15 protein-coding genes are annotated in these 25,865 nt (G+C 61.2%); 11 read left to right on the top strand and 4 right to left on the bottom strand.

Features of this window, described 5'->3' with window-relative positions:
• Window positions 1-36 precede the first annotated feature (36 nt).
• The gene (locus ACOKS3_RS13105) at window positions 37-2,871 is read left to right on the top strand and encodes an RHS repeat-associated core domain-containing protein (RefSeq protein WP_422763164.1); all 2,835 of its coding nucleotides are present in this window, start codon (window positions 37-39) and stop codon (window positions 2,869-2,871) included.
• Between the two features lie 334 nt (window positions 2,872-3,205).
• Window positions 3,206-5,989 (top strand): RHS repeat-associated core domain-containing protein, encoded by a 2,784-nt coding sequence (locus ACOKS3_RS13100; RefSeq protein WP_463581487.1) that lies wholly within the window; start codon window positions 3,206-3,208, stop codon window positions 5,987-5,989.
• Window positions 5,990-6,056: 67 nt separating this feature from the next.
• Here the strand turns inward: ACOKS3_RS13100 and ACOKS3_RS13095 are convergent, their stop codons facing one another.
• A complete protein-coding gene (locus ACOKS3_RS13095; RefSeq protein ID WP_463581492.1) occupies window positions 6,057-7,178 on the bottom strand; it encodes an MFS transporter in 1,122 nt (373 codons plus the stop codon).
• A 357-nt stretch (window positions 7,179-7,535) separates the two neighbouring features.
• Between ACOKS3_RS13095 and mexE the strand changes: the two genes are divergently transcribed.
• The 5 genes from mexE (at window position 7,536) to ACOKS3_RS13070 (ending at window position 16,316) form a co-directional block, all read left to right on the top strand.
• Window positions 7,536-8,777 (top strand): multidrug efflux RND transporter periplasmic adaptor subunit MexE, encoded by a 1,242-nt coding sequence (gene mexE, locus ACOKS3_RS13090; protein ID WP_103447104.1) that lies wholly within the window; start codon window positions 7,536-7,538, stop codon window positions 8,775-8,777.
• 12 nt (window positions 8,778-8,789) lie between these two features.
• The gene (locus tag ACOKS3_RS13085; protein WP_103447103.1) at window positions 8,790-11,969 is read left to right on the top strand and encodes an efflux RND transporter permease subunit; all 3,180 of its coding nucleotides are present in this window, start codon (window positions 8,790-8,792) and stop codon (window positions 11,967-11,969) included.
• Window positions 11,966-13,384, top strand: a complete 1,419-nt coding sequence (locus tag ACOKS3_RS13080) for an efflux transporter outer membrane subunit (RefSeq protein WP_103447102.1) — start codon at window positions 11,966-11,968, stop codon at window positions 13,382-13,384. The genes ACOKS3_RS13085 and ACOKS3_RS13080 overlap by 4 nt, the downstream gene beginning before the upstream one ends.
• Before the next feature lie 167 nt (window positions 13,385-13,551).
• Window positions 13,552-14,607, top strand: a complete 1,056-nt coding sequence (locus ACOKS3_RS13075) for a HEAT repeat domain-containing protein (RefSeq protein WP_103447101.1) — start codon at window positions 13,552-13,554, stop codon at window positions 14,605-14,607.
• 104 nt (window positions 14,608-14,711) lie between these two features.
• Entirely contained in the window at window positions 14,712-16,316 is a 1,605-nt protein-coding gene (locus tag ACOKS3_RS13070; protein WP_422763162.1) for a response regulator, read from the top strand.
• 6 nt (window positions 16,317-16,322) lie between these two features.
• Here the strand turns inward: ACOKS3_RS13070 and ACOKS3_RS13065 are convergent, their stop codons facing one another.
• Complete coding sequence (locus ACOKS3_RS13065) at window positions 16,323-18,338, bottom strand: response regulator (RefSeq protein ID WP_422763161.1); 2,016 nt, start codon at window positions 18,336-18,338, stop codon at window positions 16,323-16,325.
• 281 nt (window positions 18,339-18,619) lie between these two features.
• Here ACOKS3_RS13065 and ACOKS3_RS13060 point away from each other — a divergent pair, with 281 nt between their 5' ends.
• Both ACOKS3_RS13060 and ACOKS3_RS13055 read left to right on the top strand, forming a co-directional pair.
• The gene (locus ACOKS3_RS13060; protein WP_422763160.1) at window positions 18,620-19,306 is read left to right on the top strand and encodes a type 1 glutamine amidotransferase domain-containing protein; all 687 of its coding nucleotides are present in this window, start codon (window positions 18,620-18,622) and stop codon (window positions 19,304-19,306) included.
• Window positions 19,307-19,436: 130 nt separating this feature from the next.
• The gene (locus ACOKS3_RS13055; RefSeq protein WP_422763159.1) at window positions 19,437-20,246 is read left to right on the top strand and encodes a CSS-motif domain-containing protein; all 810 of its coding nucleotides are present in this window, start codon (window positions 19,437-19,439) and stop codon (window positions 20,244-20,246) included.
• 16 nt (window positions 20,247-20,262) lie between these two features.
• Here ACOKS3_RS13055 and hppD read toward each other — a convergent pair whose 3' ends face one another.
• Window positions 20,263-21,339, bottom strand: coding sequence for a 4-hydroxyphenylpyruvate dioxygenase (gene hppD / locus ACOKS3_RS13050; RefSeq protein ID WP_079227918.1), 1,077 nt, complete (start codon window positions 21,337-21,339; stop codon window positions 20,263-20,265).
• Between the two features lie 302 nt (window positions 21,340-21,641).
• Between hppD and ACOKS3_RS13045 the strand changes: the two genes are divergently transcribed.
• Together ACOKS3_RS13045 and rarD are read left to right on the top strand one after the other, a co-directional pair.
• Window positions 21,642-23,228: an EAL domain-containing protein gene (locus ACOKS3_RS13045; RefSeq protein ID WP_422763158.1), complete on the top strand. Its 1,587-nt coding sequence runs from the start codon at window positions 21,642-21,644 to the stop codon at window positions 23,226-23,228.
• A gap of 32 nt (window positions 23,229-23,260) precedes the next feature.
• Complete coding sequence (gene rarD / locus ACOKS3_RS13040) at window positions 23,261-24,148, top strand: EamA family transporter RarD (RefSeq protein ID WP_422763157.1); 888 nt, start codon at window positions 23,261-23,263, stop codon at window positions 24,146-24,148.
• Here rarD and ACOKS3_RS13035 read toward each other — a convergent pair.
• Window positions 24,111-25,682 carry a TerC family protein gene (locus ACOKS3_RS13035; protein WP_422763156.1) on the bottom strand — a complete coding sequence of 524 codons (1,572 nt, stop codon included), beginning with the start codon at window positions 25,680-25,682 and terminating at the stop codon, window positions 24,111-24,113. The genes rarD and ACOKS3_RS13035 overlap by 38 nt on opposite strands.
• Window positions 25,683-25,865: the final 183 nt, after the last annotated feature.

Genomic DNA, 25,865 nt, shown 5'->3' with positions numbered 1-25,865 from the left:
TCGAGTCACACCCTGATCTTGCGAGGTAGCTGCCCCATGGGTCGTATCGAAAAGGCAGTCAACCACAACACCCCAACCGTAATGGCCCACGAAGGCCGTGGCCTTGTCGTGCGCAAGATTGCCTTTTACCGTCACCCTGACCAACTGGATGAAAGCCAGGTACGCATCACACGTCACCACTTCACTGCATCTGGCTTTCTGAAGCAAAGCGCGGACCCGCGCTTGGCTAACGCCGGTATTGCCAACTTCATCTATCACTACGACCTGCGCGGCGATGCCCTGCACACCCGCAGCGTGGATGCGGGTACCTCCGTCAAACTGAGCGACACCGCCGGCCGGCCACTGCTCATCGTGAACGGCATCCTCAGCACGGGTGACAGCACGGAGGACCACAGCCAGGCCGTCAGCCACACCTGGCATTACGAGGTGCCAATCCTGCCTGGTCGGCCGCTAGCCGTTTCCGAACAGGTTGCCAGCGAAGTCCCACGAACCACTCAGCGCTTCATTTACGCGGCCAGCACGGCTGCAGACAAAGACCGGAACATCGCCGGGCATTGCATCAGTCACTACGATACGGCCGGACTGATGACCACTGAATGCATGGCCCTCTCTGGCGTGCCACTGTCGATGACACGCCGCTTGCCCCAAGCGGCAACTGACCCCGACCTGCAAGTCGATTGGCATGGCGCGGACCCGACTGCCTGGAATGCACTGCTTGGGCCAGAAAGGTACACCACCGTCACCTGCACCGATGCCACGGGCAATGTGCTGATCACGCGGGATGCGGCTGACCATCAGCAGCGTGTGGCGTATGGCGTGAACGGGCAGCTGGCGCGCACTTGGCTGACCGTGAAGAACAGCGCGGAACAACCCGTCGTGACGGCGCTGGCCCACTCGGCCGAGGGGCGAAAGCTGAGCGAGACACACGGCAACGGCGTGACCTGCACCTACCAATACGAGCCGCGAACGCAGCGACTGGCAATCATTCGAGTAGAACGTCAAACCGGCTTGCTGCAGGACCTGCGTTACCAATACGACCCGGTAGGCAATGTGCTCAATGCCAGGGACGAGTCTCAGCCGACGCGTATTTGGCGCAACCAACGGGTGGGACCAGAAAGCCTCTACGGCTACGACAGCCTGTACCAACTGGTCAGTGCCAACGGGCGGGAAATGGCCAATGCGGGTCGCCAGAACAGTCATTCAACTCCGGCATCCGTGCCGCTTGCCAGTGACAACGCCACCTACACCCGATACATCCGCCACTACCACTACGACACCGCAGGCAATCTGACCCAGATCCGCCACAGCGCGCCCGCCAGCAACAACGGCTACACCACGGACATTACCGTCAGCAACCGCAGTAACCGGGGGGTGACCAGCACCTTGGCCGGCACTCCTGAGGGAGTAGATGCTCTGTTTACAGCCGCAGGCCATCAACGCCAGTTGCAGCCAGGCCAGGCACTCGAATGGACACCCCGGGGAGAACTGCAGAAAGTCACCCCCGTGGTGCGCGACGGCGCCCCGGGCGATCACGAACTCTACCGCTACGATGCCCGCTGCCAGCGCGTACTGAAAAGTAGCACGCAACAGCTGAACAGCCAGCAGGTCATCTATCTGGCCAATCTGGAACTGCGAACGACGGGGAAAGAAAACCTTCAGGTTTTGTGCGTGGGTGAAGTCGGGCATGCGCAAGTGCGCGTTTTGCACTGGGTGGCCGGCAAGCCGGCTGAAATTGCCAATGATCAGTGGCGTTACCAGTATGGCGACCTTATCGGCAGCCATGGCCTGGAGCTCGATGGTAACGGCAACCTGATCAGCCGGGAGGAATATTACCCGTACGGGGAGACGTCGGTATGGGCAGCGCGCAGCGCGGTTGAGGCTGACTACAAGACCGTACGCTTTTCCGGCAAGGAGCGCGATGCGACTGGCTTGTATTACTACGGCTACCGGTATTACCAGCCTTGGGCAGGGCGCTGGTTGAGTGCGGACCCGGCAGGCACGCTGGATCATTTGAATCTCTATTGCATGGTTCGCAACAACCCTGTTAGCTACCTTGACGATCAGGGGCTCATGCTGCAGTCGCCCCAGGCCGATCCGTCTGAGACGAGGGAAGACATCAAAATACTGAAGTACGGACTGGACAACTTTGAAAGCAGTGAAAAAGATCTAGTTGAAGCAACCCTGGAAACATCACTAAATACGTTGATAAGCGTCACGGATCCAGCATTCATTCCTGATGCAACTCTAATGAGGCATTATTTCGGCAGCGAATACCTATCCCAATACACCAACATTAGAAACAGCTGGAACCAAACGCTGGATGTACTTGCCGAATATCCGTCCACCTTCTCAGAATACAGTCAAATCTATCGCGCCCAAACCAACACCCCAAACGTGTTTGCCGCGACAGAACAAAGCAACGGAACTGGGCGCCTGTATATTTTTGATAATTTCTTCACACTCAGCCACTCACCTGAAGCACTAGTGGCAACAATTATCCATGAATTCAGTCATTTTGGATATGTAAACGGCATGAGCGCGAAAGTCCCCAATACCCATGACTTTTTCTACTTGAGCGACGGAGAACCAACCTTTGATTCCTTCAAATTATTGAATAGACCTAAGTTTCAAGCGAGCGACGTCATAACCCCAGAATTATTTCTCGCCGAGACAGCAAACTTCCGATCACTTCATATCGTAGACGCAAACAAAAACACTCTGACTTACAGGCAACACAATGTAGATGCTTACTTAACCCTGAATAATGCAGTTACTTTCTTCAACAACACGCCTCTACTGCGATCCCGCATTGCGGCCAGGAATGCCGACAGCATTGCATATGCAGCAGTCAAACTGGCAGTCAAGATGTGATCCACAGCGCTTCTGTCCATTTACGGATAGTAAGCTGAGTTCTACAACAATTGCGCGGGAACTTGCCAAGTTTTCAGAGACTCAGGACCTTGTCGTCACAGCTGCGAGGGTTCTGACTTTACGCATGACCACCAACCCCTCCGCCGCGACCTGCAGCACCAGTGCCACATCAGCAAGCTCAATATCCCAGTCACTGTCGCACAGCCATCAGCTGAGCCCGTTATACCGCAAACGTTCCCAGCATTATTGCCAGGTTACAACTCATCCTTGATGAGGAATGCTTGCTTCACGCAGGTGCGTTCAGCCGGAGCGAGGCAATATGTCCATAGGGAACATGGCAATCGCAGTCAACCAAAACACCCCAAAGGCAATAGCCCGCGATGGCCGCGGTTCAAGCGTGCGCGAGATCACTTATCACCGCCATCCGGACGCACTGGATGTAACCCGGGCACGCGTCACCCGCCACCACTTCACTGCATCTGGCTTTCTGAAGCAGAGCGCAGACCCACGCTTGGCTAACGCCGGTATTGCCAACTTCATCTATCACTACGACCTGCGCGGCAATGCCTTGCACACCCGCAGCGTGGATGCGGGTACCTCCGTCAAACTGAGCGACACCGCCGGCCGGCCACTGCTCATCGTGAACGGCATCCTCAGCACCGGCGACAGCACGGAGGACCACAGCCAGGCCGTCAGCCACACCTGGCATTACGAGGTGCCAACCCTGCCTGGTCGGCCGCTAGCCGTTTCCGAGCAGGTTGCCAGCGAAGGCCCACGAACAACACAGCGCTTCATTTACGCGGCCAGCACGGCTGCAGACAAAGACCGGAACATCGCCGGGCATTGCATCAGTCACTACGATACGGCCGGGCTGATGGCCACTGAATGCATGGCCCTCTCTGGCGTGCCACTGTCGATGACACGCCGCTTGCCCCAAGCGGCGACTGACCCCGACCTGCAAGTCGATTGGCATGGTGCGGACCCGACTGCCTGGAATGCACTGCTTGGGCCAGAAAGGTACACTACCGTCACCTGCACCGATGCCACGGGCAATGTGCTGAACACGCGGGATGCGGCTGACCATCAGCAGCGTGTGGCGTATGGCGTGAACGGGCAGCTGGCGCGCACTTGGCTGACCGTGAAGAACAGCGCAGAGCAACCTGTGGTGACGGCGCTGACCCACTCGGCCGAGGGGCGAAAGCTGAACGAGACACACGGCAACGGCGTGACCTGCACCTACCAATACGAGCCGCGAACGCAGCGACTGGCAATCATTCGAGTAAAACGTCAAACCGGCTTGCTGCAGGACCTGCGTTACCAATACGACCCGGTAGGCAATGTGCTCAATGCCAGAGACGAGTCTCAGCAGACGCGCATTTGGCGCAACCAACGGGTGGGACCAGAAAGCCTCTACGGCTACGACAGCCTGTACCAACTGGTCAGTGCCAACGGGCGGGAAATGGCCAATGCGGGTCGCCAGAACAGTCATTCAACTCCGGCATCCGTGCCGCTTGCCAGTGACAACGCCACCTACACCCGATACATCCGCCACTACCACTACGACACCGCAGGCAATCTGACCCAGATCCGCCACAGCGCGCCCGCCAGCAACAACGGCTACACCACGGACATTACCGTCAGCAACCGCAGTAACCGGGGGGTGACCAGCACCTTGGCCGGCACTCCTGAGGGAGTAGATGCTCTGTTTACAGCCGCAGGCCATCAACGCCAGTTGCAGCCAGGCCAGGCACTCGAATGGACACCCCGGGGAGAACTGCAGAAAGTCACCCCCGTGGTGCGCGACGGCGCCCCGGGCGATCACGAACTCTACCGCTACGATGCCCGCTGCCAGCGCGTACTGAAGAGCAGCACGCAACAGCTGAACAGCCAGCAGGTCATCTACCTGGCCAATCTGGAACTGCGAACGACGGGGAAAGAAAGCCTTCAGGTTTTGTGCGTGGGTCAAACCGGTCATGCGCAAGTGCGCGTTTTGCACTGGGTGGCTGGCAAGCCGGCTGAGATTGCCGATGACCAGTTGCGTTACCAGTATGGCGACCTTATCGGCAGCCATGGCCTGGAGCTCGATGGTAGCGGCAGCCTGATCAGCCGGGAGGAATATTACCCGTACGGGGAGACGTCGGTATGGGCAGCGCGCAGTGCGATTGAGGCTGACTACAAGACCGTGCGTTTTTCGGGCAAGGAGCGCGATGCGACCGATTTGTATTACTACGGCTACCGGTATTACCTGTCTTGGGCAGGGCGCTGGTTGAGTGCGGACCCGGCTGAGACAGTGGATGGTTTGAACCTTTACTGCATGGTCCAAAACAACCCTGGCACCTATGCAGACTCAAATGGCCTCACGCTGACTATTACAGCATATGGCTTATCACAGTTCCCCGCAGACGAAGCAGAAACAGTAAAACAAGCATTAGATGCAGCACTCCTCGCGCTCAGAAAAGTCGTGAAACCAGGCCAGTCTCTATACGCAAACGAAATGAAAACATTCTTTGGACCGCGATATGCGGATGTATTGCCGAACATAGTAAACAACTGGAAAAAAATAGCGGGCATGCTAACAGAATATGCAACACCCGAAATAGGGCACAAGAAGATAAACCGAGCAACAGAAGGCGCCAGCAACACGTATGCGCAAGTAGCCAAAAGTGATTTCCAAGGCAGCATTCTCATCCTGGACGAATTTTTCTCAACCTCCCTTACAAATGAAACACGCGCAGCAACAATCATCCATGAAATTAGCCACCTTCGAAGGGTGTCAGGAATACAGTCAGTCAGCGTAAGCGCACAGGACTTCTTTTACCTTCTGGATAGCAACGCGTCAGCAGACTCTTACAAAATTGCTTACGAAGGAAGACTCTTGGAAAACCAAGTCGAAGACCGAATTGGTTTATTCAATGAAATCGCCACTGAAAATAATTACAAAATCATCCGAGTTGACGACCAATCCATGCACTATACCGATCAACAACGTCTGGGTTACTTGCCACTGAGCGATGCAGTATCGAGATTCAATGCAAGCAGTTCTCTGCGCGCACGAGTCACCAGCAAAAATTCTGACAGCCTCTCCTACTCAGCAATGAAAATGGCTGCAAGGTTATGAATGTGACTCAATCCATTCACCCTTATTTCGTAGCTGATATGACACCGAAAACTACAGTCTTACTTAGCTAGCCAATACGAACCTTACGCATCACCATCCCCACCAACCCCAAATTGACCAACGCCAGCAGACACAGCGCCACCAACACCCCCATCGAGCCAAAGTGCTCGAACAGAAAGCCACCTACCACAGGCGTGAGTGCCTGCCCGATCAGCGAAGGCCGCGACATGCGCCCCATCAGCAGCACATATTGCGCCGGTGGCATCATCGCCAGCGGCAGCAGCCCACGCACGATCGCTCGCAGGCCGTTGCCGCAGCCGAACACCAGCAAGCCCACCGCCGTAGCAGCCGGGACAAAGGTCACCATCAGCAACCCGATCAGCACCAGGCTAACCCAGGCGAGCGCGGTCCAGATCGGGTGGCGCTTGCCCGCCAGGATCTGCAGCACCCGCGACGCCACCTGGCTGGGCCCGAGCATCGCCGCCAGGCCGATGGCCACCGGCAGCGAATGCCCCAGCCCCTGCAGCACGGCCACCAGCTGTACGGCGATGGCGGTCATGATGATCGCGCCGATGGCGAACATGCTGGTCAACAGCAGGTACAGCGGGCGGTCCACGCCAAGCGCTTCGCCTTGTGCCTGCGCCCTGGCCGGCACCTCGACCCGCCCGCCCGCTGGCAGCACCCGCCAGTACAACGGTGCCACCACCACGATCAACACCAGCGCATAGCACACGCAGGTCGCTCGCCAGCCGAAGTGTTCGATGGCCAGGGCCACGGTCGGCCATGAAAGGGTCGAGGCGAAGCCGGCAATCAGGGTGATGCCGGTAATCGCCTTGCCCGCGCCTTCGCCATACAACCCGCCGAGGGTGGCGAACAACGTTTCATACAAACCCATTGCCATGCCGATGCCGATCACCGCCCAGGCCAGCAGGAACAGGCCGAGGTTGTGGCTGGCAGCCATGATCAGCAACCCCACCGCCACCACCCCGCCGCTGGCGGCCATTTGCGGGCGGGCGCCGTAGCGGGCGACCAGCCGGCTGGACAACGGGGCCAGCAGCGCCGAGACCATCAGGCTCAGGGACAGCGCACCGTAGACCCATTGGCTAGGCCAGCCGGTGTCGCGGCTGATCGGGTCGGCCATCACCGCCATGAGGAAGAACGAGCCGCCCCAGACCAGGATTTGCAGCACGCCGAGGAGAACGATGCCAAGGGGGCCGGGCAGGCGGTGGTAAGTGTGCACGGTGGGGCCTATTTCAGTCGCTATGCAGGGGGTGGCTGTGCCGGCCTCTTCGCGGGACAAGCCCGCTCCTGCAGGTACAACGCCAACCTTGAATGTCGTGCAATCCCTGTAGGAGCGGGCTTGCCCCGCGAAGAGGCCGGTACTGCTGTTAGAGAGCTTAAGCCCAAGCGCCGTCACATGCCCGCCATCGATGATTGATCCAGACATATCATTGCGCGTGATAATAACCTTCGCTGCGTTCGATTCGTGCGCCACGCGCAAGACACTCACACTCCGCCCACTACTAATACATTGGCGGAGTTCTCCATGGATCACTCACTCAAACCCTTGCGCTTCCCCCTCGCTGCCCTGGCAGTGGTGGTGCTCAGCGCTTGTGGCCGCACCCCCGACGCCGTGCAGGCTCCCGCCGCGCCCAAGGTCAGCGTCGCCAAGGTCATCGAGCAGCCGATCAACGAATGGGATGAGTTCACCGGCCGCCTGGAAGCGCCGGAAACCGTTGAGGTGCGCCCACGGGTCTCCGGCCAGATCGACCTGGTGGCATTCACCGAAGGCGCCCAGGTGAAGAAAGGCGACCTGCTGTTCCAGATCGACCCACGCCCGTTCCAGGCAGAGGTCCGCCGCCTTGAAGCCCAGCTGCAACAGGCCAAGGCCACCGCTATCCGCAGTGCCAACGAAGCCCGCCGTGGCGAGCGCCTGCGAGACAGCAATGCCATTTCCGCCGAGCTTGCCGAGTCGCGCAGCAGCGCCGCCGCCGAAGCCCGCGCCGGGGTCGATGCGATCCAGGCCCAGCTCGACCTGGCCCGCCTGAACCTCAGCTTCACCCGCGTCACCGCGCCGATCAGCGGCCGCGTCAGCCGCGCCGAATTCACCGCCGGCAACATCGTCACCGCCGATGTCACGCCGCTGACCAGCGTGGTGTCCACCGACAAGGTGTACGCCTATTTCGACGCCGACGAGCGCGTGTACCTCAAGTACACCCAGCTGGCGCGTGAAGGTCAGCGCGGCCAGAGCACCCCGGTGTACCTGGGCCTGACCAACGAAACCGGCAACCCGCACCTGGGCCAGATGAACTTCGTCGACAACCAGGTCAACCCGCGCACCGGCACCATCCGTGGTCGCGCCGTGTTCGACAACCGCGACGGCCAGTTCACCCCAGGCCTGTATGCACGGCTGAAGCTGGTCGGCAGCGCCCAGTACGACGCTGTGCTGATCAACGACGAAGCGGTCGGCACTGACCTTGGCAAGAAGTTCGTGCTGGTCATGGACAAGGACAACAAGGCCGCCTACCGCGCCGTGGAACTGGGGCCGAAGCTTGAAGGCCTGCGCATCGTGCGCAGCGGCCTGGCCAAGGACGACCGCATCGTGGTCAAGGGCCTGCAGCGGGTGCGCCCTGGCTCGCCGGTAACCCCGGAAGAAACGCCGATGGCCAGTGAACAGACCCTCACCGCCCTCGCCCAACAGCGCCAGGCACTCGAAGCCAGCAACCCGGCGCAGAAAGTAGCGGGCTCCACCGAAAAAGTCGCCAGCGCCCAGGCGCCACGCGGTTAAGGGACCACACCGATGAACTTTTCGAAATTCTTCATTACCCGGCCGATCTTCGCTGCGGTGCTGTCGCTGGTGCTGCTGATCGCGGGCTCGATCTCGCTGTTCCAGCTGCCGATCAGCGAATACCCCGAAGTGGTACCGCCGACCGTGGTGGTGCGCGCCAACTTCCCCGGTGCCAACCCCAAGGTGATCGGTGAAACCGTCGCCGCGCCGCTGGAGCAGGCCATCACCGGTGTCGAGAACATGCTGTACATGTCCTCGCAGTCCACCGCTGACGGCAAGTTGACCCTGACCATCACCTTCGCCCTGGGCACCGACCTGGACAACGCCCAGGTGCAGGTACAGAACCGCGTCACCCGCACCCAGCCCAAGCTGCCGGAGGAAGTGACCCGGATCGGTATCACCGTCGACAAGGCTTCGCCCGACCTGACCATGGTCGTGCACCTGACCTCGCCGGACAACCGCTACGACATGCTCTACCTGTCCAACTACGCCATCCTCAACATCAAGGATGAGCTGGCGCGCCTGGGCGGCGTCGGTGACGTGCAGCTGTTCGGCATGGGCGACTACTCGCTGCGCGTGTGGCTCGACCCGAACAAGACCGCGTCGCGCAACCTGACCGCCAGCGACGTGGTGGCGGCCATCCGCGAACAGAACCGCCAGGTTGCCGCCGGCCAGCTGGGCGCCCCGCCCGCCCCCGGCTCGACCAGTTTCCAGCTGTCGATCAACACCCAGGGCCGCTTGGTCAACGAGGAAGAGTTCGAGAACATCATCATCCGCGCAGGTGCCGATGGCGAAATCACGCGCCTGAAGGACATCGCCCGGGTCGAGCTGGGTTCCAGCCAGTACGCCCTGCGTTCGCTGCTGAACAACCAGCCGGCGGTCGCCATTCCGATCTTCCAGCGCCCAGGCTCCAACGCCATCGAGATCTCCGACGAAGTGCGGGCGAAGATGGCCGAGCTGAAGAAAGACTTCCCGGAAGGCATGGACTACAGCATCGTCTATGACCCGACCGTGTTCGTCCGCGGCTCCATCGAAGCGGTGGTACACACCCTGTTCGAAGCGCTGATCCTGGTCGTGCTGGTGGTGATCCTGTTCCTGCAGACCTGGCGCGCCTCGATCATCCCATTGATGGCCGTACCGGTCTCGCTGATCGGTACCTTCGCGGTGATGCACCTGTTCGGCTTCTCGCTCAACGCCTTGTCGTTGTTCGGCCTGGTGTTGGCCATCGGTATCGTGGTGGACGACGCCATCGTTGTGGTGGAGAACGTCGAGCGCAACATCGGGCTGGGCCTGAAACCGCTGGAAGCCACCCAAAAAGCCATGAGTGAAGTGACCGGGCCGATCATCGCCACGGCACTGGTGCTGTGCGCGGTGTTCGTACCGGCCGCGTTCATTTCCGGCCTTACCGGGCAGTTCTACAAGCAGTTCGCGCTGACCATCGCCATTTCCACGGTGATCTCGGCATTCAACTCGCTGACCCTGTCGCCGGCACTGGCTGCCGTGCTGCTGAAAGACCACCACGCGCCGAAAGACCGCTTCTCGCGGTTCCTCGAGCGCCTGCTGGGCAGCTGGCTGTTCGCCCCGTTCAACCGCTTCTTCGACCGTGCCAGCCACAGCTACGTTGGCGGCGTACGGCGGGTCATCCGCTCCAGCGGAATTGCCCTGTTCCTCTATGCCGGGCTGATGGGCCTGACTTACCTGGGCTTCTCGTCCACGCCGACCGGTTTCGTGCCGGCCCAGGACAAGCAGTACCTGGTGGCCTTCGCCCAGTTGCCTGACGCCGCCAGCCTCGACCGCACCGAGGCGGTGATCAAGCGCATGAGCGAAATCGCCCTGGAGCAGCCGGGCGTGGCCGATTCGGTGGCCTTCCCGGGCCTGTCGATCAACGGCTTCACCAACAGCCCGAACAGCGGCATCGTGTTCACCCCGCTCAAGCCGTTCGACGAGCGCAAGGACCCGAGCCAGTCGGCAGCGGCCATCGCCGCCGCGCTGAACGCCAAGTTCGCTGACATCCAGGACGCCTACATCGCGATCTTCCCGCCTCCACCGGTGCAAGGCCTGGGCACCATCGGCGGCTTCCGCCTGCAAATCGAGGACCGCGGCAACCTGGGCTACGAAGCGCTGTACAAGGAAACCCAGAACATCATCGCCAAAAGCCACAACGTACCGGAACTGGCGGGCCTGTTCACCAGCTACCAGGTCAACGTGCCGCAGGTCGATGCCGCCATCGACCGGGAAAAGGCCAAGACCCACGGCGTGGCGATCACCGACATCTTCGATACCCTGCAAGTCTACCTGGGCTCGCTGTACACCAACGATTTCAACCGCTTTGGCCGCACCTATCAAGTCAACGTCCAAGCTGAGCAGCAGTTCCGCCTCGATGCCGAGCAGATCGGCCAGCTGAAGGTGCGCAACAACCTCGGCGAGATGATCCCGCTGGCGACCTTCCTCAAGGTCAGCGACACCTCTGGGCCTGACCGGGTGATGCACTACAACGGCTTCATCACCGCCGAGATCAACGGTGCTGCAGCCCCTGGCTACAGCTCCGGCCAGGCCGAGGCGGCGATCGAGAAGCTGCTCAAGCAAGAGCTGCCCAACGGCATGACCTTCGAGTGGACCGACCTGACCTACCAGCAGATCCTCTCAGGCAACACCGCGCTGTTCGTGTTCCCGCTGTGCGTGCTGCTGGCCTTCCTGGTGCTGGCCGCCCAGTACGAGAGCTGGAGCCTGCCGCTGGCGGTGATCCTGATCGTGCCGATGACCCTGCTGTCGGCCATTACCGGGGTAATCGTGTCGGGTGGTGACAACAACATCTTCACCCAGATCGGCCTGATCGTATTGGTAGGCCTGGCGTGCAAGAACGCGATCCTGATCGTCGAGTTCGCCAAGGATGAACAAGCCAAGGGCCTCGACCCGCTGGCGGCGGTACTGGAAGCCTGCCGCCTGCGTCTGCGGCCGATCCTGATGACCTCGATCGCCTTCATCATGGGCGTGGTGCCGCTGGTGTTCAGCTCCGGTGCCGGCTCGGAAATGCGCCATGCCATGGGTGTGGCGGTGTTCTCAGGGATGATCGGCGTGACCGTGTTCGGCCTGTTCCTGACCCCGGTGTTCTTCTTCCTGATCCGCCGCTTCGTCGAGCGTCGCCAGGCCCGCAAGGCCGAGCACGCAGCCGTGCTGGAGAACCACGCATGAACCTGCTCAAACCATTGACCCCGAGCCTGCTGGCTCTGGCCCTGGCGGCCTGCGCGGTCGGCCCGGACTACAAGACCCCGGACACAGAGCCCGCACAATTCGACAGCGCTGATGTGCAGGCCAAAGCCTTCGACCGCAGTCGCTTCGAAAGCGTCTGGTGGAAGCAGTTCGACGACCCGGTGCTGAACCAGCTGGTGCAGGCATCGCTGGACGGCAACCGCGACCTGCGCGTGGCCTTCGCCCGGCTCAAGGCTGCACGGGCGATCCACGATGACGTCGCCAACGACCAGCTCCCGGTGGTCACCAGCCGCGCCAGCAGCGAGATCGGCAAAGGCCAGGTTCCCGGGCAGACCACCCAGCGGGTCAACCAGGAGCGCTACGACCTGGGCCTGGACATGGCCTGGGAGCTTGACCTGTTCGGCCGTATCCAGCGCCAGATCGAGGCCAGCGAGGCCCAGGAAGCGGTGGCCCAGGCTGACCTGCAACAGCTGCAGGTCAGCCTGATCGCCGAACTGGTTGATGCTTATGGCCAGCTGCGCGGGGCGCAACTGCGCGAGAAAATCGCCGTGGCCAACCTCAAGACCCAGCAGGAGTCACGCAGCATCACCGTGACCCTGCGCGACGCCGGGGTTGGCAACGACCTCGACGTCGTTCGTGCCGATGCCCGCCTCGCGGGTGTCGAGGCCACTGTGCCGCAACTGCAAGCCGAACAGGCCCGGGCGCGGCACCGCATCGCCACCCTGCTTGGACAGCGCCCTGACGCGCTGAGCGTCGACCTTTCGCCCAAGGCCTTGCCGGCCATCGCCAAAGCCTTGCCGGTGGGTGACCCGGGCGAGCTGCTGCGCCGCCGCCCGGATATCCGCAGCGCCGAACGCCAGCTGGCTGCCGCCACCGCCAATGTCGGCGTGGCCACCGCCGACCTGTTCCCGCGGGTGAGCCTCAGCGGCTTCCTCGGCTTTACCGCCGCCCGTGGCTCACAGATCGGTTCCTCCGCCGCCAATGCCTGGGCGCTGGGGCCAAGCATCACCTGGGCCGCTTTCGACCTGGGCAGCGTGCGGGCCCGCCTGCGCGGTGCCAAGGCTGACGCCGAAGGCGCCCTGGCCAACTATGAACAGCAGGTGCTGCTGGCCCTGGAAGAGTCAGCCAACGCCTTCAGCGACTACGACAAGACCCAGCAGCGACTGTTGTCGCTGATGCGCCAGAGCGAGGCCAGCCGCAAGGCGGCCGACCTGGCCTCGGTGCGTTACCGCGAAGGCACGGTGGACTACCTGGTGCTGCTCGATGCCGAACGCGAACGCCTGAGCGCCGAAGACGCCCAGGCCCAGGGCGAAGTCGACCTGTACCGCGGCATTGTCTCGATCTACAAGGCCCTCGGCGGCGGCTGGCAGCCGGAGACCGTTGCCAGCGCACGCTGAATCGCCCCGTATCCACGACTCCTTTGGTTGGTTCCTCCCCCAACCGTTTGCCCCGCCGGCCTTGGCCTGCGGGGCTTTTTTATGGCCCCTTGGCGACCCTGCGGCTTGCAGCCCAGGGCATTCTGCCCCAAGCTCTGCCTTCCCACCGCCATGGACCGCAGCGCCCGATGCCCAGACGCCACCGCTACCTGATCGCCGTACTGCTGCTGATCCTGGTGACGCTCGCCATCGTTTTCCTGCGCCGGGACGACAAGCCCGCGCCACCGGTACTGCCACCCCACAGCTACGGCAAGGCGCTGCGCCAGGCACATGACGGTTTGCCGGGTGCCGCCCGGGTGCTGTACCAACAACTGCAGCGTGATGACCTGACACCGATCCGCCGTGCCGCGCTGTATGCCGAATTGCCCAACTACCCGTCGCCGCAGGCACTGAAGCTGGCCCGCCTGGACCTGGAGAACGACGATCCGCTGGTGCGCCGCGCCGCCATTGCCAGCGTCCGCAAGCTGCTGCCACCCTCTCAGCGCAGCCTGGTGCTGGGGCCGCTGCTGGACGATGACGAGCAGAGCGTGCGCTTTGCCGCCGTGGATGCCCTGCTCGGCCTCGACCCTGATGCCATCGGCCTGTATTTCGGCCCGTTGCAGACCGCCCTAGAGCAATACCAGCAGGCTCTGGAAAAACAACTCGACGACGCCGAGGCCCAAGTGCACCTGGCGCGCCTGTACTTGCACGAAAATGATTACGACCAGGCGGCTGCGGCCCTGCAGCGCAGCCTGGCCATGGCGCCGGATGGCCTCGACGCCCTGGCCACCCAGGTGCGTTTGCTGGAACGCCAGGGCCACCATGACCAATCCCGTCAGGTGCTGGCCAACGCCCTGGCACTGCGCCCGGACTCGGCGTTCCTGCAATACGAGCTGGGGCTCTGGCTGATCCGCCATGATCAGCGCGAGTACGCCCTGCTGGCCCTGTCGCGCGCGGTGGAGCTGGAGCCGGAGAATGCCGACTATCGCTACACCCTGGCAGTGACCCTGCACGACCTGGATCAATCCGATGCCGCGCAGAAGCAGCTGGAAACCTTGCTCAGCCGCCAGCCGGCCAATCGCCGGGCACGGGTGCTGCTGATCCAGTACTGGAAGGAAACCGGTCAGTTGCAGAACGTTCAGGTGCTGCTCGCTGAACTGGAGCGGCAGAACCCGGACGATCCCTTCCTGCAACAGGGGCTGTAGATTGCGTTGAACCCTGGGGCAGTGCCCGTGGTCCAGTGGGTATCGGACAGTTGACGGCAGCAAGGGCACAGATTGGCCTTGCCGGCCGTTTCAGGAGAATCGCATTGGCCAGTTCGGCGACGATGGACGAACGTGCTCTGATCCTGGCTCCGGCACAGCTTGCCAGCAATACTTCACTGTTGCTGGCGGCCGCCGGTATCGATTGCCTGTGCATGCATGATATGGCCAAGCTGCAGGCCTGCCTGCTCGAAGGCGCCGGCATGGCCATCATCGCCGAGCAGACCCTTACCGTTGACGCTGCCAAATTGCTGCGCGTCTATATCGACCAGCAACCAGCCTGGTCTGACCTGCCGATCGTGTTGTTGACACAAACCGCTGCGACCACTGCCTCGGCCGATGACTTTGCGTTGGGCAACCTGACCCTGCTGGCCGCACCATTCAACAATGACCGGTTGCTGATCCTGACCCAGTCGGCGCTCCGCAGCCGGCGCCGCCAGTACCTGTCACGCGACCACATGCACGACCTGCAACAGCGCCTGGATGCGCGCGACGAAGAACAGGAGAGCGCCAACCTGGCCTTGCAGCAGAACCGCAAGATGGAGGCAGTCGGCCAGCTGGCCGGTGGCATGGCGCATGACTTCAACAACCTGCTGACCAGCATCGGTGGCTGTTTCGAGCTGGTCGACAGGCGCCTGAAACACGGCCGCAGCGAGGGCCTTGAAGCCATCCTGCAGAGGGGCCAGGAAGCCGTTGCCCGTGCAGCCAGGCTGACCCATCGCCTGCTGGCCTTCGCTTCCCGCCAATCGCTGCACAATCAGCGCATCGACCTGCTCGCGCTGCTGCAGCCACAGCGTATCGAGGCCATTCTCGACACCGCCGTATGCCTGCAGCTGAACCTTCCCGCAGACCTCTGGGCCGTGCAAGCGGACAACGAGCAATTGCAGGAAACGCTGAACAACCTGCTGGTCAATGCCTGCGAAGCGATGCCTAACGGGGGCAACTTGCGCATCGAAGCCAGTAATCGTCAGGTCGATGCGCTGCAGTTCGCCGTCAGCGGACTGATGACGGGTGACTACGCCTGCGTGAGCATCATCGATGATGGCCAAGGCATGTCAGCGAGCACCCTCGAACACGCATTCGAGCCCTTCTTCAGCACCAAGCCAGTGGGCCAGGGGATCGGCCTTGGCCTGTCGATGGTCTACGGTTTCAGCAAGCAGTCCCACGGCCATGTAGCGCTGTTCAGCCAGATTGGCCACGGCACGCAGGTCGACCTTTACCTGCCGCGCCATCTTGACCCACAACAGCCCCAGACCTCGAGGCCGCAACCAGCACCTGCCAGCAAAGGCCGCCATGTGCTGGTAGTCGAGGATGATGCTCATGTCCGTGACCTGCTTTGCCAGTCGTTGCAAGATGAGGGTTATCCCTGCCTGAGTGCCTGCAATGCCAACGAGGCCTTGCAGCTGCTGCGTTCAGCGCAGGCGATCGACCTGCTGGTCAGCGACGTTGGCCTGCCGGGCATGAATGGCCGGCAGCTGGCCGAGATCGCCCGCACGCTCCGCCCGTACCTTCCGGTGCTGTTCATCACTGGCTACGCCGAAACAGCGATGGCGCGCGAAGGGTTTCTCGCGCCGGGCATGCAGCTGATCTGCAAGCCATTCGAGCTCAAGCAGTTGCAGGCACAGGTTACCAATATGCTGGGCAGCCCCTGAGCCCGTTCAATCGCTCAGCATCAGCAGAGCCTGGTTCATCAAGCTGGCCAAGGCGAAAGGCTTGAGCATCAACGCCGTGCCTGGGGTTTCGGACAGTTGCGGGTCCAACGGTTGATCGTTGAACCCGGTGATGAACAGAATCTTCTGATCCGGTTCGAACATACGCATCGCCCTGGCGACCTGCCGCCCACTGAAACCACCCGGTAGGCCGATGTCGGTGATCACCAGGTCGAAAGGGCCGTGGTAACGGAAGCGCTCGAGCGCCGAATTCGCATCCCTGGCATCGCATACGTCGAAGCCACGCTCCTGCAGGTACTCCTTCATCACCAAACGCAGGTTTTCCTCGTCATCGACCAACAGCACGCGTTGACCTCTTGCTCGAGTTACAGCAGGTACCGGCTGCGGGGTTTCTTGCGCGATGTGTTCAAGGCAACGCGGGAACAACATACAGACCTTCAGACCGTGATCAGGTACTGACTCGAGCCACACGTAGCCACCCGACTGCCCGACGAAGCCATAGACCATCGCCAGCCCCAACCCGGCGCCATGGCCCATGGGCTTGGTGGTGAAGAACGGTTCAAATGCCCGGGCCATGTCCACTTCGGGCATGCCATGGCCATCGTCCGTGACATACACGGCGACATAGTCACCTGGGGCTAGGCCTCGCTCATCGGGAAACGGTGCCTCCAGGCGTTTGTTGATCGTGCGCAGGGTCACCACGCCACGCTCAAGGCAGGCCTCACGTGCGTTGGCAAACAGGTTCACCAATGCGTTTTCCAGCTGTGCAACATCCAGGCTGATGGTCCAGGGTTCTACGTCAAGTTCCCAATCCACCCGCATTTCAGCCCCCAGCACCTGGCGCAATAGCGGTTCCATGGAGGTCAGCTGGCGATTGATGTCCAGTGGCTTGGGTGACAGCGGCTGATGGCGGGAGAACGCCAAGAGGCGGTGAGTGAGCGTCATGGCGCGTTGCAACGAATCAGTGGCTAGCGCCACATAACGTTCGATTTGCTCCAGGCGCCCTTGGTCCATACGCCGTTGCAAGAGCTCCAGGCTGCCGCCGATACCCGACAGCAGGTTGTTCATCTCGTGTGCCATGCCACCTGCCAAATGGCTAACCGACTCCAGGCGCTGGGTTGCCCATAAATGGCTATTGGACTGTTGCAAGGCATCTTCATGATCCTGAGAAATGTCTCGCCCTACGGCCGTCAGCAGCGTGCCGTCAAAACTTGCCGTCCAGCGGAACAAACGGTAGTGCCCGTCCTTGTGACGCAAGCGTATTTCCAGCTGCTCGCGCCCACGGTTGCTTACGTACTCCATGACCGCAACCTCCACCTCGGCCCTGTCGGCAGGGTGAACCAGGTCCAGGATCGGTTTACCGCTTACCTCGTCTTCAGCCCAGCCCAGGACGCGCAACCAGGTCGGGTTGGCCGCTTGCAGCCGCAGGTCGCGGGTAACGACGATCATGGCATCACGAGAAAGCTGCCAGATGTGGTCACGATCGGCCATGATGCGCTCGATCTCGCGCTCGAACGCGAGCGCCTGCTCGCGCCATTCATCATGGGCATCGACGCTGGCATTGGCCGTGTGCAGGAACCCCACCACCTCATGCTGTTCATCGCGTAACGGTGTGTAGCTGAAAGCGTAGCGGGCTTGGGCACCCGTCTGCTTGTTCGTTAGCCTTAGTGGCTGGTCTTCGACAAGGTTCGAGCCACCTTCAAGCACCTTGAACACCCAGGGGCCAATGTCCTTCCAGGACTTTGCCCACAGTCTGTCGAACGCCTGCCCCAAGGCGTGGCCGTCACATTCAAGCAACTTCGCGTAGGCATCGTTGTGAATCACGGTCATCTGGGCGCCCCAGACTACTGCGCAGGGAAACGGCGAAAGCACCATCATGTCGACGGCGATGCGCAAAGGTGCCTGCCAATGCGGCAGCGGCCCGAGCGCGCTGTTGCGCCAGTCGAACCGCGTGACCTGCTCAGCCATACCCTCCGCGGTTGATGACCGAGTGGCGAGTTCCATGCCTTGTGCCGAAGGTTTGTGCGGCGTGCCTTTTACCAACACTGTCGTGATTCCACCATTGCTCTTGGGTGAAGACTGCGTTTGCGCATCATCTGCCCGACGCTTTGCCACTGCAATAGCGGCACAGTTAACCGCTTCACATTCGGCGCACCGCGCAGGCACAGAGTAATAGCATAGAGCCATTAGCGAAATGGCGCCTTGGCAAACGGGAGCTATGCTCAATAGGTTTTCCCCGCGCCAAGGAACGCATTGCCCTTCAACGACAGACCAGGAGCGTGCTGATGAGCAATAAGATTCTGGTAGTACTGACCAATACGGCCAAATACCCGGCGCTGAAGCGGGCCACCGGCCTATGGCTGGGGGAGGCTGTGCATTTTGTCGAGGCCGTGCAGAAAGCCGGGTATGAAGTCGATTACGTGAGCCCGAATGGCGGCTATGTGCCAATCGACCCGCATAGCCTGCAGATGGCTCCGGAGCTGGACTGGCAATGGTACGACGACAAGTCGTTCATGAGCCGTCTGGGCTCATCCTCAAGCCCAGGCAAGGTCAAGGCAAGTGATTACTGCGCCATTTATTACACCGGTGGGCACGGCGTGATGTACGACTTCCCGGACAACCCGCCGCTGCAGGAACTGGCACGCAAGATCTTCGAAAACAACGGCATTGTGGCCGCCGTCTGTCACGGCGTGGCCGGTCTGTTGAATATCAAGCTCAGCGACAACAGCCTGCTGCTCAAGGACCGGGAGATTACCGGCTTTTCCAATATCGAAGAAAAACTGGCGGAGCTGGACAAGGTGGTGCCGTTTCTTACTGAAAACGAATTGGTTGCCCGGGGCGGCACCTACAAAAAGGCCGATGACCCTTGGAAGCCGTTCGTGGTCTGTGACGGCCGGCTGATCACCGGGCAGAACCCCGCCTCGACAGGCCTGCTGGCCGAGAAGGTCATTGCTGCACTCAAGCCGAAATAGGTCCTACATCTTAGCAGCGTAGTTCGCAAAAGATGCATGGCATTGGATTACAGCAGGCGCAGTAATTGATTCATAGGCTCTCCACTGGGCTGCCCACCTCGGTCAGCTCGGTAAAGGGGGCTGAATACTCATGTCAAGAACCAAGACTGCAGGGCAAAGTTTGATAGAACTCTTGCTGACATTGGCAATCAGTTTGCTACCGGTCGGCAGCGGGCTGATGATCATTTTTTATCAGCAGGACAAGAAGCTTGAAGAGACCGCACGCATCTCCGTCAAGGAAGCTATCTATTCAGTGGACTTGGCGCTGAGTCGAATACACGCTTCAGCGTCTGCTGCCATGATGTTGGCAGGGACTCCCTGCGAGAGTGCCCGGGAGCAATTGCGCGATCAGGTTGCCACAGCAGCGCACCTTCGCTCGCTGGCATTGACCGTTGACGGGCGTGTTTATTGCAGCACCTTGAAAACGCCTTTCACACCGGATCAGATGTTTCCAGATCAACGATCGCAATTTCGTCTGGTACTGGACCCGCCTGCAATGCCCAATGCCGTTCTGCTTGCCTATCAGCTTGGAGAAGAGAATCTGGGGGTCATTGCCACCTCCTATGGCATGTTGCTGCGCAATGAACTGCGTGCCTTTCAAACGGGGTTGACCCTATTACTCGAATTCGCAGATCTGTACATCTGGGCCGACGGCGACAGTCGCGACCCGGCACGTCCATCGCAAAAGGAGTTTTTCAGAGAAGGTGTTTCAGCCAAGTATGGCTATACCGTCAAGGCGGGTTATGCAGAAGGCTATTCGGCGCGAGAGACGCGCCAGACGATAAAACAACTTTTCCCGTCCCTGGCGCTGGTTGGGATATTTACTGGCTCGATCACTTACTGGGGTTTGTTCAGGCAACGTAACCGGCGTGTTCGCAGCGCCGCCAGCAAGGGTAACTGACGGCGCTGTGCTTCACTTATTCGGCATTGAGCACGCCACGGCGGACCTGATCGCGCTCGATGGACTCGAACAGCGCCTTGAAGTTGCCTTCACCGAAGCCGTCATCCCCTTTGCGCTGGATGAATTCGAAGAATACCGGGCCAAGCAGCGTTTCCGAGAAAATCTGCAGCAGCAGGCGCTTGTCACCTGGCTCGGAAGCGCCATCCAACAGGATGCCGCGGGCCTGCAACTGGTCGACTGGCTCGCCATGGCCTGGGAGGCGTTCTTCGAGCATTTCGTAATAGGTCTGCGGCGGTGCGGTCATGAAGCGCATGCCAAAGCCCTTGAGTGCATCCCAGGTCTTGAGCAGGTCGTCGGTAAGGAAAGCCACATGCTGGATGCCCTCGCCGTTGAATTGCATCAGGAACTCTTCAATCTGCCCGGCGCCCTTGGACGACTCTTCATTGAGCGGAATGCGGATCATGCCGTCAGGCGCGGTCATGGCCTTGGAGGTCAGGCCGGTGTATTCGCCCTTGATGTCGAAGTAGCGAATCTCGCGGAAGTTGAACAGTTTCTCGTAGAAACCGGCCCAGTAAGCCATGCGCCCGCGATAGACGTTGTGGGTCAGGTGATCGATGATCTTCAGGCCGGCCCCTTGCGGGTTACGGTCGACGCCTTCGATGAAGTTGAAGTCGATATCGTAAATCGAGCTGCCTTCTTCGAAACGGTCGATCAGGTAGAGCGGTGCTCCACCGATGCCTTTGATGGCCGGCAGGCGCAATTCCATCGGGCCGGTTTCGATCTCGACCGGCTGCGCCCCCAGTTCCAGGGCTCGGGCATAGGCTTCATGGGCATTGCGCACGCGGAACGCCATGCCGCACACCGACGGACCATGCTCGGCCGCGAAGTAGGAGGCAATGCTCTTAGGTTCGTTATTGAGAATCAGGTTGATGCCGCCCTGGCGATAAAGGTGCACGTCCTTGGAGCGGTGGGTGGCCACCTTGGTGAAACCGAGTATCTGGAATACCGGCTCCAGCACGCCCGGCGTCGGCGAGGCCAGCTCGATGAATTCGAAGCCCATCAGGCCCATTGGATTGTCAAAGATATCAGCCATGTTCGTACCCTCATCTGCAGCGAAAATTAATGAATGCGTAGGATGTGGAACGGCAATGGTGGAGAGCACGGGATACCGCGCACACTGCGGGCGAGGAAGTCACCAATGATCAGCTTGAACCCATGGTATGTCATATGGACCCATTCTCGGCGGGGGTTGATCCCTCGGTAACGAAGGACCTTATTGTTGTATTCGTAAATCGATTCTACATTGCGTAAATGGCTTTGTCGCGCATTAGTTCGCCATCGGCGCCGACAAACGGCTATCCTCAGCACGTCAGTCATCAGGAAGATCACCCCAGCATGCCCCTCTCGGTCAAACGCCCTGCTCGCTGGAGCTGGCGCACGCTCATGCCCTGGATCGTCGGCGTGGTGCCGCTTGCCTGCGGCCTGGCGGTGATGAACTGGCAGATCGAGCGCGAATTGCGCGCCTCCAGCCAGGCGACTGCGCGTCAGGTGGTCGAGCATGTCGATCATATTCTAGACAACCTCGCCAATGCCGCGCAGGTGCTGCTGCCGCTGGCTGGCAGCCCCTGCGCCAACGCTCAGCTGACGTTGCGCAGCCAGGTCACGCGTAATGCTTTCGTCCGTTCGACCAACCTGTTCCAGCACCACAACCTGTATTGCAGTTCGCTGTTCGGCGATTTCGACGAACCCGTGGACGCTTATGACTACACCGATGGCCGGCTGTGGCTGATGAATGGCAACTCGGTAACGCCTGGCCATGCCCTGCTGGTGTACCGGGCCAGCGATGGCGATCGCGGTGCGATCACTACCGTGGATGGCGATCACCTGCTCACTGCATTACGCCTGATAGGCCCGGAGGAAGCGCTGCAGATCCGTGTCGGCAACGCCTGGATGGGCAAGGACGGCGCGGTGCATGACGGTGCCCCACCGGTCGCCGCCGCCGCCGATGTGACCCTGGGTTCGACCCGCTACCCGTTCAGCGTGCACGGTGGCTACGAGGCCGGCAAGCAAGGCGAGCTGCTGCGCAGCCACTACCCTGCCCTGCTCAGCCTGCTGCTCGCGCTCGGCGTGGTGGCCGGCGGCGCCTGCCGCTGGCAGATTCGCCGGGCCAGCTCGCCCAGGGCCGAGCTGCAGCGGGCCCTGGAGGCGGACGAGTTCCTGCCGTACTTCCAGCCGGTGGTGCGCAAGGGTGACTACCGCTGGGCCGGGGCTGAAGTATTGATGCGCTGGAACCATCCCCGTGAAGGCCTGGTACGTCCGGACCTGTTCATCCCCTACGCCGAACACAGTGGCCAGATCGTCGCCATGACCCGGGCCCTGATGCTGCACACCGCGCAGAACCTGGCGCCCTACACCGCGCTGCTGGAAGACGGCTTCCACATCGGCATCAACATTACCGCCGACCACTGCCGCGACCTGAGCCTGCTCGACGACTGCCAGACCTTCCTCCAGCACTTTCCCCCCGGGCGGGTACGGCTGACCCTGGAACTGACCGAGCGCAAGCTGATCGAAGCCACTCCGGTAGCCCTCGAGCTGTTCGCCAAGCTGCATGACATGGGGGTGATGATCGCCCTGGATGACTTTGGTACCGGCCAGTCGAGCCTCAACTACCTGCGCCAGTTCAAGGTCGATTACCTGAAGATCGACCAGAGCTTCGTGGCCATGATCGGTGGCGACGCCTTGTCCCAGCACATTCTCGACAGCATCATCGAGCTGTCCGCCAAGCTGGGCCTGGGCATCGTTGCCGAAGGGGTGGAAACCGAGGTCCAGCGTGATTACCTGGCGCGCAGCGGGGTGGACTTTCAGCAAGGCTATCTATTTGGCCGGCCGATGCCTGCAAGCGACTTCCTCAAGGCTCTCGCCGCACAACCCGGCGACGCGCGGTTGCCGCAAGGCGCGCCCCCTGAGATCATGCGCGGCTGATTCACCTGCTCACTCCCCTATCCGAGGCATTCGTGTCAAAAGGCATTATTTCGTCGGTCATGGCGTCCTGTCTGTTCGCTGTGATGTATTTCTATACCTCCTTGCTGTCGCCGCTCGATGGCGAAGAGATCTTTGGCTGGCGCACCTTGCTCACCCTGCCCTGCCTCACCCTGTTCATGCTGGTCAGCAAGGACTGGAAACGCGTCGGCGAATTGCTCGCCCGCGTGCGTCAGAAGCCGATCCTGCTGCTGGGCATGGTTGGTACGTCGTGGTTGATGGGTGTGCAGCTGTGGCTGTTCCTCTGGGCGCCGCTGCACGGGCGTAGCCTGGAAGTGTCGATGGGCTATTTCCTGCTGCCGCTGGCCATGGTGCTGACCGGGCGCCTGGTGTATGGCGAGCGCCTGTCACGCTTGCAGAAAGTGGCGGTCAGCTGCGCCGCGCTGGGCGTCGGGCACGAGCTGTACCAGAATGGCAGCTTCGCCTGGGAAACCTTGCTGGTGACGATCGGCTACCCGATCTACTTCGTGTTGCGGCGACGCTGCCGCACCGACCACCTCGGTGGCCTGTGGTGCGACATGTGCCTGTTGCTGCCCTGGGCAGTTTGTTTCGTCACCCAGGGGCCGTTGTCGACGGCCGACCTGCACCAACACCCCGGCCTCTACGGGCTGATCCCGCTGCTGGGAGCGATCAGCGCCTGTGCACTGATCGCCTACGTACTGGCCAGCCGCCTGTTGCCGTTCAGCCTGTTCGGCCTGCTCAGCTACGTCGAGCCGGTGTTGCTGGTGGGCGTCGCCCTGCTGCTGGGCGAAACAATCGGCCCGGATCAATGGCTGACCTACCTGCCGATCTGGGCCGCGGTGCTGGTGCTGGTGCTCGAAGGTTTCAAGCACCTGCTGCGCCAGCGTCGGCGCTCGGTGTAAGGCGCACCTGGCGCACCCGGCGCTCCTCCACCGCCACCACGGTCATGCTCCAGCCATTCCAGGCCAGCTGATCACCCACCACCGGCAGGCGGTCCAGCAAGCTCATCACCAGGCCCGCCAGGGTCTGGTAGTCCTCGGTGGCGCGGGCGCTGAAGCCTGTACGCGCCTGGACCTGGCTCAGGTTCAGGGCGCCACTGACGACAAAACTGCCACCTTCCTCGACGATCGCCGGGCCTTCCACCTCACTGGCATCCGGCAACTCACCGGCGATCGACTCGAGGATGTCGGTGATGGTCAGCAAACCGGTGAAATCACCGAACTCGTTGATCACGAAGGCAATGTGCGTCGACTGGCTGCGCATCTGCTCCAGGGCGTTGAGGATGCTGAAACTCTCCAGCAGGTTCAATGGCGCCCGAGCCATGCGCTCAAGGTCCGGCTGGCTGCCGGACAGCAGCTCCTTGAGCAGCTCCTTCTTGTGCACGAAGCCCAGCGGTTCCTCGATATGGCCGTTGCGAATCAGTGGCAGGCGCGAGTACGGCGAATTGGCCAGCGCTTCGGTGATGGCGTGCGCGGGTTGCGCCAGGTCGATCACGTCGACTTCGGCCCGCGCAGTCATTACCGTGCGGATCGGCCGCTCGGCCAGGTTCAGCACGCCGCTGATCATCACCCGCTCACGGCGGTCGAACAGGACCTGCTCCTCGCCACCTTCGACCAGGTCGGCGATTTCTTCGCCCACCTCGTCAGCTTCGACCCGGCGGCCTCCCAGCAGGCGCAGCACGGCATGTGCGGTACGTTCACGCAATGGCCGGTGCTGCTGCAGGCTGCGCTTGCGGCGGGCACGGGCCAGCTGGTTGAACAGCTCGATGAGGATCGAGAAGCCGATGGCCGCGTACAGGTAGCCTTTCGGGATATGGAAGCCCAGGCCTTCGGCGGTCAGGCTGAAACCGATCATCATCAGGAAGCCCAGGCACAGCATGATCACCGTCGGGTGGGCGTTGACGAAGCGGGTCAGCGGTTTGCTGGCGACGATCATGATGCCGATCGAGAAGATCACCGCGATCATCATCACCGACAATTCTTCGACCATGCCTACGGCCGTGATTACCGCGTCCAGCGAGAACACCGCGTCAAGCACGGCGATCTGCGCCACGATCGGCCAGAACAAGGCATGACGCACGGCACCCGTCGCCTGGGTGACATGCCCTTCCAGGCGCTCGTGCAACTCCATGGTGGCCTTGAACAGCAGGAACACACCACCGAACAGCATGATCAGGTCACGGCCGGAGAAGCTCTTGCCGAACACCTCGAACAGCGGCGCGGTCAGGGTGACCATCCACGAGATACTGGCCAGCAGGCCCAGGCGCATGATCAGCGCCAGGCTCAGGCCAATGACCCGCGCGCGGTCGCGCTGATGCGGCGGCAACTTGTCGGCGAGGATGGCGATGAACACCAGGTTGTCGATACCGAGCACCAGTTCGAGGACGATAAGCGTCAACAGGCCTAGCCAGGCCGTGGGATCGGCTAGCCATTCCATTAGCGGGTACTCACGAAGGAAGCGTCACGAGGACGGAGGGGGGATGGCCGGGAAGGCCAGGGACTGGGGGGCTCCGCGAAGGTGCTCATATAGACCTTGATTGAAAATAGGGAAGACGATCCTACAAGCACAGCCGGTTTTACTGATAGCGCGAAACTATTACAAAAGCTGTAGCCGGATCGC

Origin of the sequence: Pseudomonas sp. HS6-2, from assembly GCF_049325675.2 — a bacterium.
GTDB lineage: Bacteria > Pseudomonadota > Gammaproteobacteria > Pseudomonadales > Pseudomonadaceae > Aquipseudomonas > Aquipseudomonas putida_N.
This window is presented reverse-complemented; position numbering and strand designations above follow the sequence as displayed.

Bases quoted from the DNA above. Each gene is read 5' to 3' on its own strand.
- ACOKS3_RS13105 (WP_422763164.1), top strand. From the start codon at position 37: ATGGGTCGTATCGAAAAGGCAGTCAACCACAACACCCCAACCGTAATG.
- ACOKS3_RS13100 (WP_463581487.1), top strand. From the start codon at position 3,206: ATGGCAATCGCAGTCAACCAAAACACCCCAAAGGCAATAGCCCGCGAT.
- mexE (WP_103447104.1), top strand. From the start codon at position 7,536: ATGGATCACTCACTCAAACCCTTGCGCTTCCCCCTCGCTGCCCTGGCA.
- ACOKS3_RS13085 (WP_103447103.1), top strand. From the start codon at position 8,790: ATGAACTTTTCGAAATTCTTCATTACCCGGCCGATCTTCGCTGCGGTG.
- ACOKS3_RS13080 (WP_103447102.1), top strand. From the start codon at position 11,966: ATGAACCTGCTCAAACCATTGACCCCGAGCCTGCTGGCTCTGGCCCTG.
- ACOKS3_RS13075 (WP_103447101.1), top strand. From the start codon at position 13,552: ATGCCCAGACGCCACCGCTACCTGATCGCCGTACTGCTGCTGATCCTG.
- ACOKS3_RS13065 (WP_422763161.1), bottom strand. From the start codon at position 18,338: ATGGAACTCGCCACTCGGTCATCAACCGCGGAGGGTATGGCTGAGCAG.
- ACOKS3_RS13060 (WP_422763160.1), top strand. From the start codon at position 18,620: ATGAGCAATAAGATTCTGGTAGTACTGACCAATACGGCCAAATACCCG.
- ACOKS3_RS13055 (WP_422763159.1), top strand. From the start codon at position 19,437: ATGTCAAGAACCAAGACTGCAGGGCAAAGTTTGATAGAACTCTTGCTG.
- hppD (WP_079227918.1), bottom strand. From the start codon at position 21,339: ATGGCTGATATCTTTGACAATCCAATGGGCCTGATGGGCTTCGAATTC.
- ACOKS3_RS13045 (WP_422763158.1), top strand. From the start codon at position 21,642: ATGCCCCTCTCGGTCAAACGCCCTGCTCGCTGGAGCTGGCGCACGCTC.
- ACOKS3_RS13035 (WP_422763156.1), bottom strand. From the start codon at position 25,682: ATGGAATGGCTAGCCGATCCCACGGCCTGGCTAGGCCTGTTGACGCTT.